The sequence below is a fragment of the Photobacterium sp. GJ3 genome (genome assembly GCF_018199995.1).
Classification (GTDB): domain Bacteria; phylum Pseudomonadota; class Gammaproteobacteria; order Enterobacterales; family Vibrionaceae; genus Photobacterium.
Map to the genome: position 1 here is coordinate 2,069,561 of NZ_CP073578.1, position 18,158 is coordinate 2,087,718.

15 protein-coding genes are annotated in these 18,158 nt (G+C 51.7%); 10 read left to right on the forward strand and 5 right to left on the reverse strand.

The annotated features are described in order from the left end of the window. Positions 1 to 35: 35 nt before the first annotated feature. Positions 36 to 2,666 (reverse strand): type I DNA topoisomerase, encoded by a 2,631-nt coding sequence (gene topA, locus KDD30_RS09250; RefSeq protein WP_211645600.1) that lies wholly within the window; start codon positions 2,664 to 2,666, stop codon positions 36 to 38. Between the two features lie 511 nt (positions 2,667 to 3,177). After that, the gene (gene sohB / locus KDD30_RS09255; protein ID WP_211645601.1) at positions 3,178 to 4,239 is read right to left on the reverse strand and encodes a protease SohB; all 1,062 of its coding nucleotides are present in this window, start codon (positions 4,237 to 4,239) and stop codon (positions 3,178 to 3,180) included. Positions 4,240 to 4,435: 196 nt separating this feature from the next. Here sohB and KDD30_RS09260 point away from each other — a divergent pair, with 196 nt between their 5' ends. Beyond that, positions 4,436 to 5,179 (forward strand): YciK family oxidoreductase, encoded by a 744-nt coding sequence (locus tag KDD30_RS09260; protein WP_211645602.1) that lies wholly within the window; start codon positions 4,436 to 4,438, stop codon positions 5,177 to 5,179. A gap of 84 nt (positions 5,180 to 5,263) precedes the next feature. Here KDD30_RS09260 and rluB read toward each other — a convergent pair whose 3' ends face one another. From rluB to KDD30_RS09275, 3 genes are all read right to left on the reverse strand, one after another. Then, on the reverse strand, positions 5,264 to 6,262 hold the full coding sequence (gene rluB / locus KDD30_RS09265) for a 23S rRNA pseudouridine(2605) synthase RluB (RefSeq protein WP_211645603.1): 999 nt from the start codon (positions 6,260 to 6,262) through the stop codon (positions 5,264 to 5,266). Between the two features lie 244 nt (positions 6,263 to 6,506). Beyond that, entirely contained in the window at positions 6,507 to 7,127 is a 621-nt protein-coding gene (locus tag KDD30_RS09270) for an L-threonylcarbamoyladenylate synthase (RefSeq protein ID WP_211645604.1), read from the reverse strand. A 41-nt stretch (positions 7,128 to 7,168) separates the two neighbouring features. Further along, positions 7,169 to 8,011: a PHP domain-containing protein gene (locus KDD30_RS09275; protein ID WP_211645605.1), complete on the reverse strand. Its 843-nt coding sequence runs from the start codon at positions 8,009 to 8,011 to the stop codon at positions 7,169 to 7,171. A 270-nt stretch (positions 8,012 to 8,281) separates the two neighbouring features. Here KDD30_RS09275 and aroF point away from each other — a divergent pair, with 270 nt between their 5' ends. From aroF to yciA, 9 genes are all read left to right on the forward strand, one after another. Then, a complete protein-coding gene (gene aroF / locus KDD30_RS09280) occupies positions 8,282 to 9,295 on the forward strand; it encodes a 3-deoxy-7-phosphoheptulonate synthase (protein ID WP_211645606.1) in 1,014 nt (337 codons plus the stop codon). After that, on the forward strand, positions 9,292 to 10,860 hold the full coding sequence (locus KDD30_RS09285) for an anthranilate synthase component 1 (RefSeq protein ID WP_211645607.1): 1,569 nt from the start codon (positions 9,292 to 9,294) through the stop codon (positions 10,858 to 10,860). Before aroF ends, KDD30_RS09285 begins: the two co-directional genes overlap by 4 nt. A 10-nt stretch (positions 10,861 to 10,870) precedes the next feature. Beyond that, on the forward strand, positions 10,871 to 11,491 hold the full coding sequence (locus tag KDD30_RS09290) for an aminodeoxychorismate/anthranilate synthase component II (protein ID WP_211645608.1): 621 nt from the start codon (positions 10,871 to 10,873) through the stop codon (positions 11,489 to 11,491). 13 nt (positions 11,492 to 11,504) lie between these two features. Beyond that, positions 11,505 to 12,515, forward strand: a complete 1,011-nt coding sequence (gene trpD / locus KDD30_RS09295; protein ID WP_211645609.1) for an anthranilate phosphoribosyltransferase — start codon at positions 11,505 to 11,507, stop codon at positions 12,513 to 12,515. A gap of 2 nt (positions 12,516 to 12,517) precedes the next feature. Next, a complete protein-coding gene (gene trpCF / locus KDD30_RS09300; protein WP_211645610.1) occupies positions 12,518 to 13,888 on the forward strand; it encodes a bifunctional indole-3-glycerol-phosphate synthase TrpC/phosphoribosylanthranilate isomerase TrpF in 1,371 nt (456 codons plus the stop codon). A gap of 58 nt (positions 13,889 to 13,946) precedes the next feature. Further along, the gene (gene trpB / locus KDD30_RS09305) at positions 13,947 to 15,137 is read left to right on the forward strand and encodes a tryptophan synthase subunit beta (RefSeq protein WP_211645611.1); all 1,191 of its coding nucleotides are present in this window, start codon (positions 13,947 to 13,949) and stop codon (positions 15,135 to 15,137) included. Further along, positions 15,137 to 15,943 carry a tryptophan synthase subunit alpha gene (gene trpA, locus KDD30_RS09310; RefSeq protein WP_211645612.1) on the forward strand — a complete coding sequence of 269 codons (807 nt, stop codon included), beginning with the start codon at positions 15,137 to 15,139 and terminating at the stop codon, positions 15,941 to 15,943. The genes trpB and trpA overlap by 1 nt, the downstream gene beginning before the upstream one ends. Before the next feature lie 304 nt (positions 15,944 to 16,247). Then, positions 16,248 to 17,507: a dicarboxylate/amino acid:cation symporter gene (locus tag KDD30_RS09315; protein ID WP_211645613.1), complete on the forward strand. Its 1,260-nt coding sequence runs from the start codon at positions 16,248 to 16,250 to the stop codon at positions 17,505 to 17,507. A gap of 184 nt (positions 17,508 to 17,691) precedes the next feature. Then, the gene (yciA, locus tag KDD30_RS09320) at positions 17,692 to 18,090 is read left to right on the forward strand and encodes an acyl-CoA thioester hydrolase YciA (RefSeq protein ID WP_211645614.1); all 399 of its coding nucleotides are present in this window, start codon (positions 17,692 to 17,694) and stop codon (positions 18,088 to 18,090) included. Positions 18,091 to 18,158 lie beyond the last annotated feature (68 nt).

Below are 18,158 nucleotides of genomic sequence, written 5' to 3' on the forward strand. Positions count from 1 at the left end.
GCCTTCATGAAGGCGGTTTTTTTCTGATGTCTACATTACTTTTTCGCGTTTTTCCGCTTGTCGGTAATGATCCATTGTCCGGCATCATAAAGCGCAGTAAAACCTGTTGGCTTCCCGTCAACTTCGGAGCGCACATAATTTTCTTTGGTCTTCCGGCTGAATCGAACCACAGTTTTCACGCCATCCGGATCTTCCGTCGGTGCTTCCGTCAGATACAGGAACTTCGGCGACAACCTGTCTTTGAACCGAACCAGTTCTTCCACCAAAGGGGCACGGGTTTCACGAGATTTCGGGAAAGTGCTGGCAGCCAGGAACAAACCTGAGGCGCCATCACGCAAAACAAAATAGGCATCTTCATCCTGCGTACAAGGCAGTTCCGGCAAATGTACCGGATCTTCCTTCGGCGGTGCCACTTCACCATTTTTCAGGATTTTTCGGGTATTCTTACAACTCTCGTTGGTACAACCCATATACTTGCCGAAACGACCATTTTTCAGTTCCATGTCTGAGCCGCATTTATCGCACTCAACCACAGGGCCATCATAGCCTTTCAGCTTGAATTCACCTTTCTCAACCACAAAGCCATCACAGCCCGGGTTGTTACCACACACATGCAGTTTACGGGTCTGGTCAATCAGATAAGCATCCATGGCGGTGCCACACTTCGGACAGCGTTTCTTTGCCCGCAGTGCCGCAGTTTCAACGTCTTCTTCAAGAACGTTCACCACGCCTTCTTCATCGCCCAGATTAATCGTTGTTTTACAACGCTCCTTTGGCGGTAATGCATACCCGGAACACCCCAGAAATACCCCGGTCGATGCTGTGCGAATGCCCATTGGACGTGAACAGGTCGGGCACTCAATATCGGTCAGGACGATCTTGTTCGGCTTCATGCCGCCCTCGTCCTCATCCAGCTCTGCCTTTTCCAACTCACCGGTAAAGTCACTGAAGAACTTATCCAGCACGGCTTTCCAGTTAGCTTCACCTTCTGCAATCTTATCCAGATCGCCTTCCATACGGGCAGTGAAGTCGTAATCCATCAGATCAGCAAAGCTGTCTTCAAGGCGGTCGGAAACGATCTCACCCATCTTCTCTGCATAAAAGCGACGCTGATCCACTTTCACATAGCCCCGATCCTGAATGGTCGAGATAATCGACGCATAAGTCGACGGACGGCCAATCCCGCGCTTCTCCAGCTCTTTCACCAAGGCAGCTTCCGTAAAACGAGCCGGTGGCTTGGTAAAGTGCTGTTTAGGTTCCAGTTGCTCAAGCGACAGGATATCGCCGACCTGAACCATTGGCAGCGTCGTGTCTTCATTTTTTCCGGATGGCCGCTGAACTTTCGTCCAACCAGCAAAACGCAAGGTTCGGCCTTTGGCTTTCAGCGTAAAATCATCGGCCTGTACAGTAATGGTACTGGAATCATATTGGGCTGGCGTCATCTGACAGGCCACGAACTGACGCCAGATCAGGTCGTACAGTTTCACCGCATCCTGATCCATGCCTTCAAGATCAGCAGGCAAGGTATCCACATTCGATGGACGAATCGCTTCGTGCGCTTCCTGTGCGTTTCCTTTACTGCCATAAACAGTTGGATTGGCAGGCAGATAGCTGTCGCCATATTCTGAGGCAATATAGCCACGAACCGCTTCAACCGCTTCTTTGGACAGATTGGTCGAGTCCGTACGCATATAGGTAATATAACCCGCTTCATACAGACGCTGTGCCAGACCCATGGTTCGCTTCACACCGTAACCCAGGCGCGTACTCGCAGCCTGTTGCAGTGTCGACGTAATATAAGGTGCAGAAGGTTTACTGCTGGTTGGTTTGTCTTCGCGTTCAACCACTTTGTAGCTGGCTTTTTCCAGCAACGAGACCGCTGCATCCGTGTCTGTTTTATTCTCCGGACGGAAATTTTTGCCAGCTTGCTGCGCAACCATCAGCCGCAAAGCGTCTTTGCCGCCAGTCACAGTGTTGGCGTGAATGTCCCAAAATTCTTCCGGAACAAACGCTTTGATTTCACGTTCACGCTCAACAATCAGCTTCACCGCAACAGACTGAACACGTCCTGCAGACAGGCCACGGGCGACCTTCTTCCACAGCAGCGGCGAAACCATGAAGCCGACCACCCGATCCAGAAAACGACGGGCTTGCTGGGCATTCACACCATCCAGGTTCAGTTCACCAGGCTTTTCAAACGCCTGCTGAATTGCATTCTTGGTGATTTCGTTGAAAACGACACGTTTATAGCGTTCCTCATCGCCACCGATGAGCTCACGAAGGTGCCACGCAATGGCTTCTCCTTCGCGGTCCAAATCGGTTGCGAGGTAGACATAATCGGCATTCTCAGCCAGTTTTTGCAGCTCTTGGACGACTTTTTCTTTACCGGGCAGCACGGCGTAATGCGCTTCCCAATCTTTATATGGGTTCACACCCATTTTATTGATCAGCGCCTTCAGCTCTTTCTCTTTCTTGACTCGTGCTTTCTCATCAACGCTCAGTCCTTTCGTCGACGTTGCAGCGGCTTTTTTTCCTGTGCTGCTAGTGCCCGTCGACAAATCCCGGACATGACCAACGCTGGACTTTACGATGAAATCCTTACCAAGGTACTTATTAATCGTTTTTGCCTTGGCGGGGGACTCCACAATAACGAGAGATTTACCCATATGACTCTATTACGTCCTCGTGCTTGCGAAATTTTCAAATAAAAACATGTAGTTGCACGCTAAAAGTTACAGTGTACGCACGGCAACGCTCTTACAATATTGGGCTACTATACAAGAAGGTCAACCTGTTTTTAATAAATTCAGGCTGATTGCTCGACCCTTCTACACTTGTAAACACAGTGTTAAGTGCACCTGTTTTTTCAAATCATCCGTGACATTTCATTCAATGATGTCCGAATTCGGGCTGGCGCAGATCATTACCACCTCGTCAGCGGTTTGACTATTCTCGCCCCATTTTATTTGTACCAGCTCACATAAATTTTCAGAAATGGACAAGGCAATGGCGATTTTCGCACGATTTATGTGCATCCAGGTGAATTCCTTGAATATTCAGTCTCTATATCGTCAATGAAACGACGAGGAGACCGAAATAATCAATGACTCTGTTCTTTCAATCGAAATACGCTGAAAAATATAACCCGCACTAAGCGGGTTATATCGGGGTCCATGTTTACATGACAGGTCGCTGCCCGCGACCAATCCATTTCAGTAATAAATGATCCACCGCTTCACCGCCGGCTCCTGCCAAGCGTTCCGCCAGTTTTTTACGCTGAACAAAGCGAACTTGCAAGACTTCCCGGTCCTTACAGGCAGACATAATAAAGTCATCACTGGTGCCAATTTGGTCGACCAGACCCAGTGCAAATGCCTGCTTACCAAACCAGTGCTCACCGGTTGCCACCTTTTCCAGATCCAGTGCCGGACGGTGCTCTGCAATGAAATCTTTAAATAAACCATGGGTGGCTTCAATTTCGGTCTGAAACTTTTCACGGGCTTTGTCGGTGTTTTCACCGAACATGGTCAGCGTTCGCTTAAACTCACCCGCAGTGATTTGCTCAAACTCAATATTGTTCTTTTTCAGCAGCTTATTGAAATTGGGCAGTTGGGCAATCACCCCAATCGACCCCACGACGGCAAAAGGTGCCGAGATAATATGATCCGCCACACAGGCCATCATATATCCGCCACTGGCCGCAACTTTATCTACAGCAATGGTCAGTTTGATTCCCGCCTGTTTCAGACGATCCAACTGGGATGATGCCAAACCATAGCCATGTACCATGCCACCACCCGTTTCCAGTCGCAGCAAAACTTCATCGCCTTCAGTGGCCACCGCCAGAATTGCAGAAACTTCTTCGCGAAGCCCTGCAACTTCTTTTGCGTCGATACTGCCATGGAAATCCAGTACGAATAGTCTGGGCTCACGGGCAACCGATAATTCACCCGACTTCGCCGCAGTCTTCACTTCATGCTGGCGGGCTTTATTTTTTTCTTTTTCGCTTTTTTTCTCTGCTTTTTCGCGCGCTTTCAGCAGAGGTTTATCAAACAGATGTGATTCAAGATGATGAACCGTCTCTTTGTATTGTTCAGTCAAATCGGTGACTTCAAGGGAGCCTTTTCGTGGGCCATGACGACCGCCTGCGCTTTTTACAATGACCAGAATCGCAATGATTGCGACAACGACGGTCGCGATTTTGGCCAGAAAAAGTCCGTAATCAAACAAAAAATCCAAAAGAAGTTCCTCAATATCGGGTTTTGTTTCATTGTAATACCAATCCAATCAAGCCTCTAGGGGCGAATCGCTTTGATTGACCACAATCTCTTCGAGTGAACCGACGCTTTTTACAATCAACGCGCCCGTTGGCTTGTCACATCGGCCAGAGAGCACCTACAATAGCGGCAAAATGCCCGACCAAGAAGGATATCAAGTGAATTATCAAATTGCGGCCGACTCGTTGAAAGATCGAGTCATTCTGGTCACCGGTGCCGGTGATGGTATCGGCCGACAAGCTGCCCTCAGCTATGCTGCACATGGCGCAACAGTCATTTTACTGGGCCGCACCGTGTCCAAACTTGAAGCCGTGTATGATGAGATTGAAGCGCTGGGCGCGCCTCAGCCAGCCATTATTCCCCTGGATATGAAAGGTGCAACCAAACAAAACTATCTGGATATGGTAGATACCATCAAAGATCAGTTTGGTCGTCTGGACGGTGTGCTGCACAATGCCAGCTTGCTTGGCGTTCTGAGTCCCTTTGACCAGTTGGGTGAAGACACCTTTGATGAAGTGATGCAAGTGAATGTCAAAGCGCAGTTCCTGCTGACGCAGGCGATCATGCCGCTGCTCAAAGCATCTGAAGATGGCCGGATCATCTTCACCACGTCAACCGTTGGCCACATTGGCCGGGCGTTCTGGGGTGCCTATGCCATGTCGAAATTTGCGACCGAAGGGATGATGCAGATCGTGGCAGATGAATTGAGCAATACCCATGTCCGCGTCAACGCCATCAATCCGGGTGGTACCCGAACCGGCATGCGTGCAAAAGCCTTCCCGGCAGAAGATCCGAAAACACTGAAAACCCCCTTGGATATCATGCCGCTCTATCTGTACCTGATGGGTCCAGAGAGCAAAGATGTCAATGGTCAGTGTATTGATGCCCAGTCAAAAGACTAATCTGACCTCTTTCGCATTGAAATAAAAAAGCCGACCTGCAGGGTCGGCTTTTTCATGGTTCTTTATTATTCAGACTGCGGTCTGTTACTTGCTGCGCGTACGCGGCTTAGCAGGCTTATTCTTCAACGGATTCCGTCGATTCGCTGCGTTTCCGGACGGTTTGCGTTTGTTGCTAACTGGACGTTCAGTTGCTTCAGCCTGCTGACCACGGGTTGAGGACCGACGACGGCCACCCCGTGAATCATCCGTCACACGCTCTTCGTGACGACGAATTGCGCGGCGAATTTTCCGCACGCCCTTCTTGCGTTTCTGGCCTTCCACGGTCAGGTGCGTCCTGCTTTCAGCAGGCAATTCAACCACTTCACGCAGATAGTTCACTTCCTGCAGTTCCAGCTCCATCCAGCCACCACGCGGCAGATCCTTGGTCAGGAAAATATCGCCGTAGCGCACACGTTTCAAGCGGCTGACCGTCACACCCTGAGAATCCCACAGACGACGCACTTCGCGGTTACGACCTTCAGTAATGACCACGTAGAACGTATGGTTCATCCCTTCACCACCAGCGTAAACGACATCTTCGAAACGGGCCATGCCGTCTTCAAGTTCTACGCCGTTGACCAGATTTCTGACCATTTTCTCAGTGACTTCGCCGAATACACGAACCATGTATTCCCGCTCAACACTGCGGCTTGGATGCATCAACCGGTTTGCCAGTTCACCATCCGTTGTGAACAGCAGCAACCCTGAAGTGTTCGCATCCAGACGACCCACAGATACCCAGCGCCCTTCTTTCAGGCGAGGCAAGCGATCAAACACCGTTCTGCGGCCTTCCGGATCGTGTCGGGTACACAGTTCACCCTCAGGTTTGTTATAAGCAAGCACACGGCAAACTTCTTCAGAAGGCTTGACCAGATCAACTTTGTGACCATCAATGCGAATCAGGACATCCAGATTCTCAAGGCGATCCCCTAACTGGGCTTTACGGCCATCAATGCTGACGCGCCCTTCCTGAATCATCATCTCAACTTCACGTCGAGAGCCCTGACCGGAACGTGCGAGAACCTTCTGTAATTTTTCACTCATCAGACAAACCTTTGTCGCCTTCACAGGCGTCGAAACATTCTAAAAACATCACCGTACCGCTCATTTTTCAGATACAAACCGGACGGGATACCCGCCATCCATCAATAATTGATAATGACGTCAATAATTTTTCAAATCAGCCGTGAATTATGCCAAAAAGCTGCGACTGATACCACAGAAAAAGCAGGGAGACTCCGAAGGAATTCGGTCTCTCACACCGCTTTTTGTGCAGTCAGCGTCCGGTTCACTCAAACGGCGTGATATCACCTGCGCCTTGACGGACAATTTCAACACTATCGTTACTGAAATCGATCACAGTCGTTGGCTCTTCTCCGAGGATACCGCCATGGATAATCAAATCGACTGCGTGCTGCAATGCATCCCGGATCTCCTCGGGATCGGACTCCGCCGTTTGATTTCCAGGCAGAATGAGGCTGGTCGACATCATGGGTTCACCCAAGGCATCCAGCAACGCCAGCGCAATTTCATTGTCCGGGACACGAATCCCAATGGTCTTCCGCTTTGGATTCATTAAACGGCGCGGGACTTCTTTCGTCCCTTTAAAGATAAAGGTATAAGCCCCGGGCGTGTTGTTTCTCAGCAGACGGAAAGCATCGTTTTCAACCCGTGCATATAACGACAGTTCAGACAAATCCCGGCATAACAAGGTGAAGTTATGTTTCTCGTCCAATTTCCGTATACGACAAATACGGTCTAAGGCCTGTTTATTGGCGATCTGGCACCCCAGGGCATATCCCGAATCCGTCGGGTAAACTATCACACCGCCATTTCGGACAATTGCAACCGCCTGATTGATCAACCGCGCTTGCGGATTGTCTGGATGAATATAAAAAATTTGGCTCATCGCTCCTCCTGACCTGCACCCAACGTCGGCACAGGCTTACTTCATTCTTTTTCAAGGCCCCAGTCTTGCCAAACGGGCACCGAAGCTTTGGGTAACCACAGATTACGGCCCAACTCTGTCCAGGGCGACGGATAGTGAAAATCGGAGCCTTGCGACGACAGCAAACCGAATTGTTCGGCATAGTCAGCCAGATTCCGGCGCTCCTGCTGCGCTTGCTGAGGCTGAGCGACTTCCATCGCATCCCCACCGGCCGCAACAAAATCCGCCAGCAATCGTTTCAACCATTTAGCAGTCATATTATACCGTCCCGGATGGGCCAGCACGGCCTGACCACCCGCCTGGTGAATCACCGCCACCGCTTCTGCAATGCTGCACCAGTTCGGCGGCACATACCCCGGATTCCCCCGGGTCAGGTACTTCTTAAACACGGCCTGCATCGTTTTGGCATGCCCGTTTTCCACCAGCCATTTCGCAAAATGAGCCCGGGTCAGGGTTGCTTCGCCTGCCAATGCTTTAGCACCTTCGTAGGCACCGATAATCTGATTTTTCGCCAGCCGTTCGCCCATCAGCACCGCACGATTCTGACGCCGTTCAGCCTGTTCCGAAATCAGCGATTGCAGTGCCGGATGTGCCGGATTGATGTTGAGCCCGACAATGTGAATATCAAAATTATTCCAAACTGTCGATATTTCAATCCCCTTAACCAAGGTTAAGGCCAAATTCTGCGCATCAATTGCCTGCTGTGCAATTGCCAGACCTGCGACGGTGTCGTGGTCAGTGATTGCCAGCACATCCACTCGGAATTCTGCAGCCCGACTGACCAGGTCTGCCGGGGATAAACGGCCATCAGAGGCCGTTGTATGACTATGTAAATCAAACAACATAAAAAGAAAGTCTTGACATAATATTCTTGAACTAGTTTACTAGTACACAGTTACTCACTGAACACTTAATTACTCAGGTTCTGACTATGGTACAGCAAAAACATCATCAGCTTTGCGCTTTCTTCTCTTGGTGGTGGCACAACCTTTAGCGGGTCGTGAAAGTTGCTGTGCACGCTGCACACAATCATGAACCCGCCTGAAGCGGGTTTTTTTGTACCTGACAACGAAACAACATACGTATTTTCAATTTTGGCTAGTAAGGACAACACCATGATTATCGTACTGAAACCAAGCGCCACCGAAGCACAGGCAAAAGACATCCTGACCCGCATTGAACAAGCCGGCCTGAAACCATTATATATGCCGGGCGTGGAACGCATCGTGCTGGGGGCGCTGGGTGACGAGCGTGTGTTGCAAAAACTGAATCTTGAAGCCAACCCATGCGTCGAGAATATTAAGCCCATTCTGACCAAATATAAGATGGTCAGCCGCGAAGTTCAGGCCCACGATACCGTGGTGCGCTTCGGTAACGCTGCCGTGGGTGGCAACAAATTTGCCGTGATTGCCGGTCCCTGCTCTGTGGAGTCTGAACAGCAGTTACTCTCTGTTGCTGAAGTGGTGAAAAAACACGGTGCTGTCGCACTGCGCGGTGGCGCGTACAAGCCCCGGACCAGCCCTTACGATTTCCAGGGCATGGGTGTTGAAGGCCTGAAGTTGCTGAAACAAGCCAGCCAAATGCTGGACATGCCGACCGTATCTGAAGTCATGGAAGTCGGTCAGATGGCGGCCATGTGTGAGTACATTGACTGCCTGCAGATTGGTGCCCGAAACATGCAAAACTATGCTTTGCTTAAAGCTGTGGGTGAAAGTAAAAAGCCCGTTCTGCTCAAGCGTGGCCTGTCTGCGACGATTGAAGAACTGCTTTTAGCGGCAGAGTACATTTATGACGCCGGCAACCCGAACATCATCCTGTGCGAGCGTGGTATCCGCACCTTCGAAACGGCAACCCGCAATACGCTGGATCTCAACGCCGTTGCCTACCTGAAACAAAAAACACATCTGCCGGTCGTTGTTGACCCTAGCCATGGTACGGGTGTTCGTGAACTGGTGATCCCGCTCTCCCGCGCTGCGGCGGCAGTCGGTGCGGACGGCATCATCGTTGAATCGCACCTCAACCCGGGGGAAGCCCTGTCTGACGGCCATCAGGCCCTGACCGGCCCCATGTTCGAACAACTGATGCAGGAACTGAAACCTTTTGTAGAAGCTGCAGGTAAATCACTATGAAAACAACGCCATTCGCTGTCGGTGAGTTGGATGTCCTGAGTTTGGATGTCCCTTATGTTGCTGACCCAACGGAACTTTACTACGCCATCTGTGGTGAGCGTCCTCATAATCTCCTGCTGGAGTCGGCTGAAATCGACTCCAAAGAAGATTTGAAAAGCCTGATGCTAATCGATGCCGCTGTTCGTATCGTCTGCCGGGGTCGCGAAGTTCGTCTGGAAGCACTGACAGAAAATGGCGTGAATGTTCTTGAGGCGGTCAAAGCCAATATCGCTGAGAACATCGGGATCACAACAAATGACAACACGGTGATCCTGACTTTCGAAACCCATGGCAGAGCCATCGACGAAGACAGCCGTTTACGTCAGTCGTCACCTTTTGATGCGCTTCGCCTCATTCAGCAAATTTTTCATCAGCCTTCTCAGGCCCGGGAAGCGTTGTTCCTGGGCGGGCTGTTTGCCTATGACCTGGTGGCCAGTTTCGAACCCCTACCGACAGTTGAAGAAGGTAATCGCTGTCCGGATTACCTGTTCTATGTGGCAGAAACACTGCTGATCGTTGATCACCAGCGCCGGAAAGGCACTTTGCAGGCCACTTTATTTGGTGGTGAGCACTTCACCACCAGTTACTTTGAACTGAGCCGCCGGTTGCAACATATCAAAGAACAATGCCTGGAGCCGGTCGCTCTGCCTGCGGCGCAACAGCTGGAACGCTGTGAGCCGGAAGTCAGCATCAGTGATGAAGACTTCTGCCAAACCGTTGAGCAACTGAAAGAATTTGTGGTACGCGGCGATGTTTTTCAGGTGGTGCCATCGCGTCAGTTTCGCCTGCCGTGCCCTTCACCACTGAATGCTTACAAAGCGCTGAAAATCGGGAACCCAAGTCCGTATATGTTCTATCTGCAGGATGCCGATTTCACCCTGTTTGGTGCTTCTCCCGAAAGCGCACTCAAATACTGCACCCAAAGCAATCAGGTGGAAATTTATCCAATTGCCGGGACCCGGCCACGTGGCAAACGGGCAGATGGCAGCATTGATCTGGACCTGGATGGCCGGATTGAACTGGAACTGCGCTGCGACAAGAAAGAAAACGCCGAACACATGATGCTGGTGGATCTGGCCCGAAATGATGTGGCCCGCATCAGCCAGCCCGGCACGCGTTATGTCGCGGACCTGCTGCAAGTTGACCGCTACAGCCATGTCATGCACCTGGTGTCCCGTGTCGTCGGCCAGCTCCGTGACGATCTGGATGCCCTGCACGCCTATCAGGCCTGTATGAACATGGGCACCCTGACCGGTGCACCGAAAATCCGAGCCATGCAACTGATTCGTGATGTCGAACAACAACGTCGTGGCAGCTATGGCGGCGCCGTGGGTTATCTGACAGGCCATGGCGATATGGATACCTGCATCGTCATCCGCTCGGCTTATGTCGAAGATGGAATTGCAAGCGTTCAGGCAGGCGCCGGTGTGGTTTATGACTCCGTCCCTCAGGCCGAAGCCGATGAAACGCGAGGCAAAGCACAAGCCGTCATCACCGCCATTCGCCAAGCCCACAGCGCGCAATAAGGAGCCGAACATGAACCCGACCATCGACATTGTTTTACTGGATAACTTCGACTCTTTTACTTACAACCTGGTTGATCAGTTCCGCGCCATGGGTCACCCGGTCACGATTTTCCGAAACAGCCTGAGTGCCGAACAAATCGAAGCCGCACTCAACGAAAAAACCAATCCTGTTCTCGTGCTCTCACCCGGTCCGGGCGCACCGTCTGAAGCGGGCTGCATGCCTGAACTGATCAAACGCGTGTCAGGAAAAGTGCCCATGATTGGCATCTGTCTGGGTCATCAGGCCATCGTGGAGGCCTATGGCGGCACCGTGGCAGGCGCTGGCGACATTGTTCATGGCAAAGCGGCACAAATGCAACACACCGGCCATGCCGTCTTTGGCTCATTGCCAAGCCCGATGACCATCGCCCGCTATCACTCACTGGTAGCAACACAGGTGCCAAGCGCACTCTCGGTGATCGCCGATGTTGAAGGCCTGGTCATGGCGGTGACTCATGAAGAAGACAATGTGTGCGGATTTCAGTTTCACCCGGAATCCATTCTGACCGCACAAGGCGCACAATTGCTGGCAAATACCCTGCTCTGGGTCACGGGCCAATCCAAAGTTCAGACCAAATTATCAAGTTGTTAAGAGGGACGCCCAGATGAGTCATTCTATTTATCAGATTACCGAAAAGCTCTATGACCAGCAGACGCTGACACAGGCCGAAAGCCAGACCCTGTTTGATGCCATTATCAAAGGTGATGTAGAGCCTGCACTTCTGGCCGCGATTCTGACCGCACTGAAAATTAAAGGGGAAACGCCCGAGGAGCTTGCAGGGGCTGCCACGGCCATGCTGGCGAACGCCGCACCATTCCCACGCCCGGATTATGATTTTGGAGATATCGTCGGCACAGGCGGCGATGGTGCAAATACGATCAATATCTCCACCACCGCAGCTTTTGTTGCTGCGGCCTGCGGGGTGAAAATCGCCAAACATGGTAACCGCGGGGTTTCCAGCAAATCAGGATCCTCCGACCTGCTGGATAAATTTGGCATCAATTTAGCGATGAGCGCGGCAGAAGCCCGAGCTGCGCTGGATGAACAAGGCGTGTGCTTCCTGTTTGCACCGCAATATCACAGCGGTGTCCGCCATGCCATGCCTGCCCGTCAGGCCATGAAAACGCGCACGATTTTTAACTTACTGGGCCCGCTGATTAACCCGGCCCGCCCAACTATTGAGCTGATGGGTGTTTATGATGCTGCACTGGTCCGTCCGATTGCAGAAACCATGATTGCGCTGGGCATGAAGCGGGCCGCGGTCGTTCACGGCAGCGGGTTGGATGAAGTCGCCATTCACGGTCCGACACAGGTCGCAGAAATCATCAACGGCGATATTCGCGAGTATACGCTGACCCCGGAAGATTTCGGCTTGCAATCCCATGCATTAGATGCGATTAAAGGAGGGGAACCCGAAGAGAATCGTGCCATTATCACCAATATTCTGACCGGCAAAGGCACGACAGCACAACAAAGCGCTGTTGCCGTCAACGTTGCGTTGCTGCTTCGCCTGTTTGGTCAGGAAGACCTGAAAGCGAATGCGCAGCAAGCCATGGAAGTGATGCAATCCGGCAAAGCTTACCAACTGGTCACGCAACTGGCCGCACGAGGTTAAGCATGGAAACTGTACTCGCTAAAATCGTCGCAGATAAAAAAATTTGGGTGGAAGCGCGCAAAGCCCGCCAGCCCCTGGACTCATTCATCGCAGACCTGACCCCGAGCGACCGGGACTTTTATCAGGCACTGAATCAGGATGGCGCCGCCTTCATTCTGGAATGTAAAAAGGCATCGCCGTCAAAAGGCCTGATCCGTCAGGACTTCAATCTGGATCAGATTGCTCAGGTATACCGTCAGTATGCCCATGCGATTTCGGTCCTGACGGACGAAAAGTATTTTCAGGGCAGTTTTGATTTCCTGCCCCAGGTTCGTCAGCAAGTGACACAGCCGGTGTTGTGTAAAGACTTCATGATTGATCCCTATCAGGTCTATCTGGCCCGCCACTATCAGGCCGATGCAATTCTGCTGATGCTCTCGGTGCTCAATGATGATGAATACCGCGAACTGGCTGCGCTGGCAGAAACCCTGAAACTGGGTGTCCTGACCGAAGTCAGTAATGAAGCAGAACTGGAACGTGCGATTACACTGAAAGCCAAAGTGGTTGGCATCAATAACCGGAACCTGCGGGATCTGAGCATTGATCTGGATCGCACCAAACAGCTGGCTCCCCGTCTGGCGGAAGATACCATCGTCATTTCTGAATCCGGCATTTATACCCACCAGCAGGTCTGGGATTTGTCTCAGTATGCCCATGGCTTTCTGATCGGCAGTTCCCTGATGAGTGAAGAGAATCTGGAACTGGCGGTGCGCAAAGTCCTGCTGGGGGAACACAAAGTCTGCGGCCTCACGCATCCGGATGATGCCTGTGCCGCGTATCAAAGCGGGGCTGTATTTGGTGGCCTGATTTTTGTGGAAGGCTCTCCGCGCGCGGTGGATACTGAGCTCGCCCGACTGGTCATGAGCGGTGCGCCACTCAAATATGTGGGCGTTTTCCGGAACGCCGATCCCGAGGCAGTCGCCAAGCAGGCCAATGCATTAAAACTGGCTGCGGTTCAGTTGCATGGCGATGAAACACCAGCGTATATCACCACCCTGAAAACACAGTTACATGAAGGTTGTGAAGTCTGGAAAGCCCATGGCATCACCGACTCATTGCCGGATCTGTCTGTCTGGCCCGTTGACCGCCACCTGCTGGATACTCAGGTGGGGAATCAAAGTGGCGGAACCGGCCAGACTTTCGACTGGTCTGTGCTGGCGCAATGTCCGCAAAAAGAGCAAATCATGCTGGCGGGCGGCCTCGGACCAGAGAACGCACAACAAGCGGCCCAGCAAGGTTGCCGCGGACTGGATTTTAATTCCGGTGTTGAAAGTAAGCCCGGCAAGAAAGACAGACAAAAATTACTGACGGTGTTTCAGAAGCTGAAGCCTTAACCACCTTTCAGCGACAGGGCATCACCCACACCGTTCACAAAAATAGGACTGCAAACACATGAGCAAACTTGACCCGTATTTTGGCGAATTTGGTGGCCAGTTTGTGCCCCAGATTCTGGTTCCGGCACTGGATCAGCTGGAAGACGCTTTTATTGATGCACAAAAAGACCCGGCGTTTGAACAGGAGTTTTTAACCCTGTTGAAAGAATATGCGGGTCGTCCAACGGCGCTGACCCTGTGTCAGAACCTGACCAAAGGCACGAAAACCAAACTTTACCTCAAGCGTGAAGACTTGCTGCACGGCGGCGCCCATAAAACCAACCAGGTGCTGGGTCAGGCGTTGCTGGCCAAGCGCATGGGTAAAGATGAGATTATTGCTGAAACCGGTGCGGGTCAGCATGGCGTCGCAACTGCACTGGCCTGTGCGCTGCTCGGTTTGAAGTGCCGCATTTATATGGGCGCGAAAGACGTTGAGCGTCAAAGCCCGAATGTCTTCCGTATGAAATTGATGGGTGCTGAGGTGATCCCGGTTTACTCCGGCTCCGCAACCCTGAAAGATGCCTGTAACGAAGCGATGCGCGACTGGTCTGCCACTTATGATAAAGCGCATTATCTGCTTGGCACTGCTGCTGGCCCACATCCGTTTCCGACCATCGTCCGCGAGTTTCAGCGCATTATCGGCGAAGAAACCAAAGTCCAGATTCGGGAGAAAGAAGGTCGCCTGCCAGATGCTGTCATTGCCTGTGTGGGCGGTGGTTCCAATGCCATTGGCATGTTTGCCGACTTTATCAAAGAAACATCAGTCAAGCTCATTGGCGTCGAGCCTGCCGGGAAAGGGCTGGATACGCCCATGCACGGTGCACCACTCAAACACGGCAAGCTGGGGATTTTCTTTGGGATGAAAGCGCCCCTGATGCAAGATGAGCATGGACAGGTCGAAGAATCTTACTCAATTTCTGCCGGTCTGGATTTCCCGTCCGTGGGTCCGCAGCACGCGCACCTGAACGCAACAGGCCGTGCTGAATACGGTTCTGTCACCGACGATGAAGCACTGGATGCTTTTCAGGCACTGGCCCGTCACGAAGGGATTATTCCGGCTCTGGAATCAGCACACGCACTGGCTTATGCACTCAAGCTGATCCAGGAAAATCCGGACAAAGAACAACTGCTGGTGGTCAATCTTTCTGGCCGCGGCGATAAAGATATCTTCACCGTCCATAAGATTCTGGAAGAAAAGGGAGCGCTGTAATGGATCGTTATCAAGCTTTATTCAGCCGTTTGGCAACGCAACAGGAAGGCGCTTTTGTCCCCTTTGTCACGCTGGGCGATCCGACGCCGGCACTGTCCCTTCAAATCATCGACACGCTTGTGGAAGCGGGTGCGGATGCACTTGAACTGGGCATTCCGTTTTCAGACCCGCTGGCCGATGGCCCGACCATTCAGGGAGCGACGATCCGGGCACTGGACGCTGGCACCACGCCAGACACCTGTTTTGAGATGCTGAAACAGGTACGCGCCAAATATCCGGCCTTACCCATTGGCCTGCTGATGTATGCCAATCTGGTGTTTGCCGGTGGCATTGACAACTTTTATCGTCGCTGTCAGGAAGCCGGGGTGGATTCCGTTCTGGTTGCCGACGTCCCGGTGAATGAATCTGCCGAGTTCAGAGCTGCAGCCGAAAAGTATGGCATTCACCCGATTTTCATCGCACCACCGAATGCCGATGATGCCACGCTGAAAACAGTGTCCGATCTGGGTGGCGGCTACACTTACCTGTTGTCCCGTGCTGGAGTGACCGGCGCAGAAACCAAAGCCGGGATGCCAGTGGAACATTTGCTGAAAGCACTTCGCGACCATCAGGCTCCGCCTGCATTGCTGGGCTTTGGCATATCTGAACCCGCGCAGGTTTCTGCTGCCATTGCGGCAGGCGCGGCAGGTGCCATCTCCGGCTCCGCCGTGGTGAAAATTATTGAGCAGCATCAGGACAATCCAACGCAAATGCTCCACACACTCAGTCAGTTTATTCAAAGCATGAAACTGGCCACAAAACGCTGAGTACACACGCTCCTCTTCCCTCTGGTTAACAGCCGTTAATCAGAGGGACTTCAACATCCTCTCGATAACATTTCCGTTACACCCTTGAAGCCTACATAAAAACCGAGATGCATATTGAGATTTGCCGTCACTGGTCAAACACCATCAATTTACCAACAGAAGTAGAAAGTATCAGTCTGAACCATTGATTATCGCATTATTCTGCTGTAAAAACTCCTTTCGCAAAACTTTGACTCAAAGTCAGCAACATTTGCGAAACATAAAGCTTTCGCGATTTAACAATTTTCAAAGTAAGGTATTCAAGGTGCTTAAACAACAAGGACTACTTGGTAACATCGGGGTACAGGTTGTCATCGCCATGTGCTTGGGGGCACTGGCTGGTGCATTGATGGAAGAGTCTGCGAGCATGTTCGCGCCACTGGGTAGCATTTTCATCCATCTGATCAAAATGCTGGTCATCCCACTGGTGGCCGTTGCCATTATTTCCGGTGCAGCCAGCCTGGGGAACAGCCAATCTGCCGGTAAAATCGGCCTGCTCACACTGGGGTTCTTCGGCCTCACATCTGCCGTTGCTGTGGCACTGGCCCTATTCATGGGCGAAATGCTTCAGCCTGGAATTGGCGTTGACCTGACCAATGTTCAGGGAATGTTTGCCAATACCTATGCCGACAAAGGTGACCTGCCTTCATTCTGGGCAACTATTCTTGGGATGATCCCAACCAACATTTTCCAGTCTCTGAATGAAGCCAACATTCTGCAAATTCTGGTCTTCTGCATGTTTTTCGGCCTGGCAGTTTCCAAGCTGGAGCAGGATCGCCGCGCTCCCCTGCTGAACGGTGTGAATGCGATTGTTGATGCCATGGTGTGGATGATCAACGTTGTGATGAAGATTGCACCGATTGGTGTCTTCGGTCTGATGGCTGACGCTGTCGGTGCCTTTGGCTTTGATGCACTGATGGTCGTATTCAAACTGTTTGTCGTCTATATTGCTGCCATTCTGGTTTACGGCTTCGTCTTCTACCCGCTGATGATTCAATGCTTCAGCAAGACTTCACCGCTGAAGTTCCTGTCAGCGATGAAGAAACCTCAGGCAGTTGCACTGTCAACAGCGTCTTCAATGGCCACCCTGCCGGTGACCATGGAAACCTGTGAAGAAGAACTGAAAGTGAAAAACAGCACCGCTGCTTTCGTGCTGCCGCTGGGTGCCACCATCAACATGAGTGGTAACGCGATTTACTACGGTCTGGTTGCGGTTTTCTTTGCTCAGCTGTTCAACGTTGAGCTGGATATGGCTGCCTACGTCGCCATTATCGTGACCTCTACGCTGGGTGCCGTAGGTCAGGCTGGTGTGCCGGGGCCGTCTTTCCTGGTTGTTGCAGTGCTTCTGGCTGCTGGTATTCCAATTGAAGGCCTGCCACTGCTGTTCGCACTGGACCGGATTTTCGACATGATTCGTACCGCGCTGAACATCACGGGCGATGCAGCCTGTGCTGTCATTGTTGACAGCCTGGTCAAAGATGAGAAGGCAGAAGATCTGCCAATGGCCACTCAAAAAGAAGCCTGATCTTATCCGCTGATGCATCAACAGAAGGCTGCCATTTCGGCAGCCTTTTTTCAATCCGGGCCTCATCACCCCAACTTTCGTTCAAACTTACATCGGTTCTGGGTCAGACCAGGTGCTTTCCCCTTGCAAGGTGAACCATAATTGATGAACATATAAATACCTGTTCCAATCAACCTGTAAAATCATGAATTCAGAAAATAATGTTCCTCGTGGCCAGTTATTACTGCGCACTCTGGCAATGCCTGCTGATACAAATGCCAATGGCGATATTTTCGGTGGCTGGATTATGTCGCAACTGGATTTAGCCGGTGCGATTCTGGCGAAAGAAATTTCCCGGGGCAAAGTCGTGACCGTGTCTGTCGACAACATCGTTTTTAAAGCCCCTGTCAGTGTGGGCGACGTGGTCTGCTGTTATGGCGAATGTAACCGGATCGGCAATACATCCATGTCGGTTGCCATGGAAGTCTGGGTGAAACCGGTCGGCAATGACGGTATTGGCGAACGCTACAAAGTCAGTGAAGCGACTTTTAATTACGTTGCCATTGATGCCGATGGTAAGCCGCGTCCAATCAAGCAAAACTGACTGAATGCCCGAACAGAGACCCTTGGCCCTAGTTCGGGCTTTTTCTTTCCGTTATGATAACCGCTGCA

Coding starts and splice junctions, on each gene's coding strand:
- trpCF (WP_211645610.1), top strand. CDS start 12,518: ATGGAAACTGTACTCGCTAAAATCGTCGCAGATAAAAAAATTTGGGTG.
- trpA (WP_211645612.1), top strand. CDS start 15,137: ATGGATCGTTATCAAGCTTTATTCAGCCGTTTGGCAACGCAACAGGAA.
- KDD30_RS09285 (WP_211645607.1), top strand. CDS start 9,292: ATGAAAACAACGCCATTCGCTGTCGGTGAGTTGGATGTCCTGAGTTTG.
- rluB (WP_211645603.1), bottom strand. CDS start 6,262: ATGAGTGAAAAATTACAGAAGGTTCTCGCACGTTCCGGTCAGGGCTCT.
- KDD30_RS09275 (WP_211645605.1), bottom strand. CDS start 8,011: ATGTTGTTTGATTTACATAGTCATACAACGGCCTCTGATGGCCGTTTA.
- aroF (WP_211645606.1), top strand. CDS start 8,282: ATGATTATCGTACTGAAACCAAGCGCCACCGAAGCACAGGCAAAAGAC.
- trpB (WP_211645611.1), top strand. CDS start 13,947: ATGAGCAAACTTGACCCGTATTTTGGCGAATTTGGTGGCCAGTTTGTG.
- trpD (WP_211645609.1), top strand. CDS start 11,505: ATGAGTCATTCTATTTATCAGATTACCGAAAAGCTCTATGACCAGCAG.
- KDD30_RS09270 (WP_211645604.1), bottom strand. CDS start 7,127: ATGAGCCAAATTTTTTATATTCATCCAGACAATCCGCAAGCGCGGTTG.
- KDD30_RS09290 (WP_211645608.1), top strand. CDS start 10,871: ATGAACCCGACCATCGACATTGTTTTACTGGATAACTTCGACTCTTTT.
- yciA (WP_211645614.1), top strand. CDS start 17,692: ATGAATTCAGAAAATAATGTTCCTCGTGGCCAGTTATTACTGCGCACT.
- topA (WP_211645600.1), bottom strand. CDS start 2,666: ATGGGTAAATCTCTCGTTATTGTGGAGTCCCCCGCCAAGGCAAAAACG.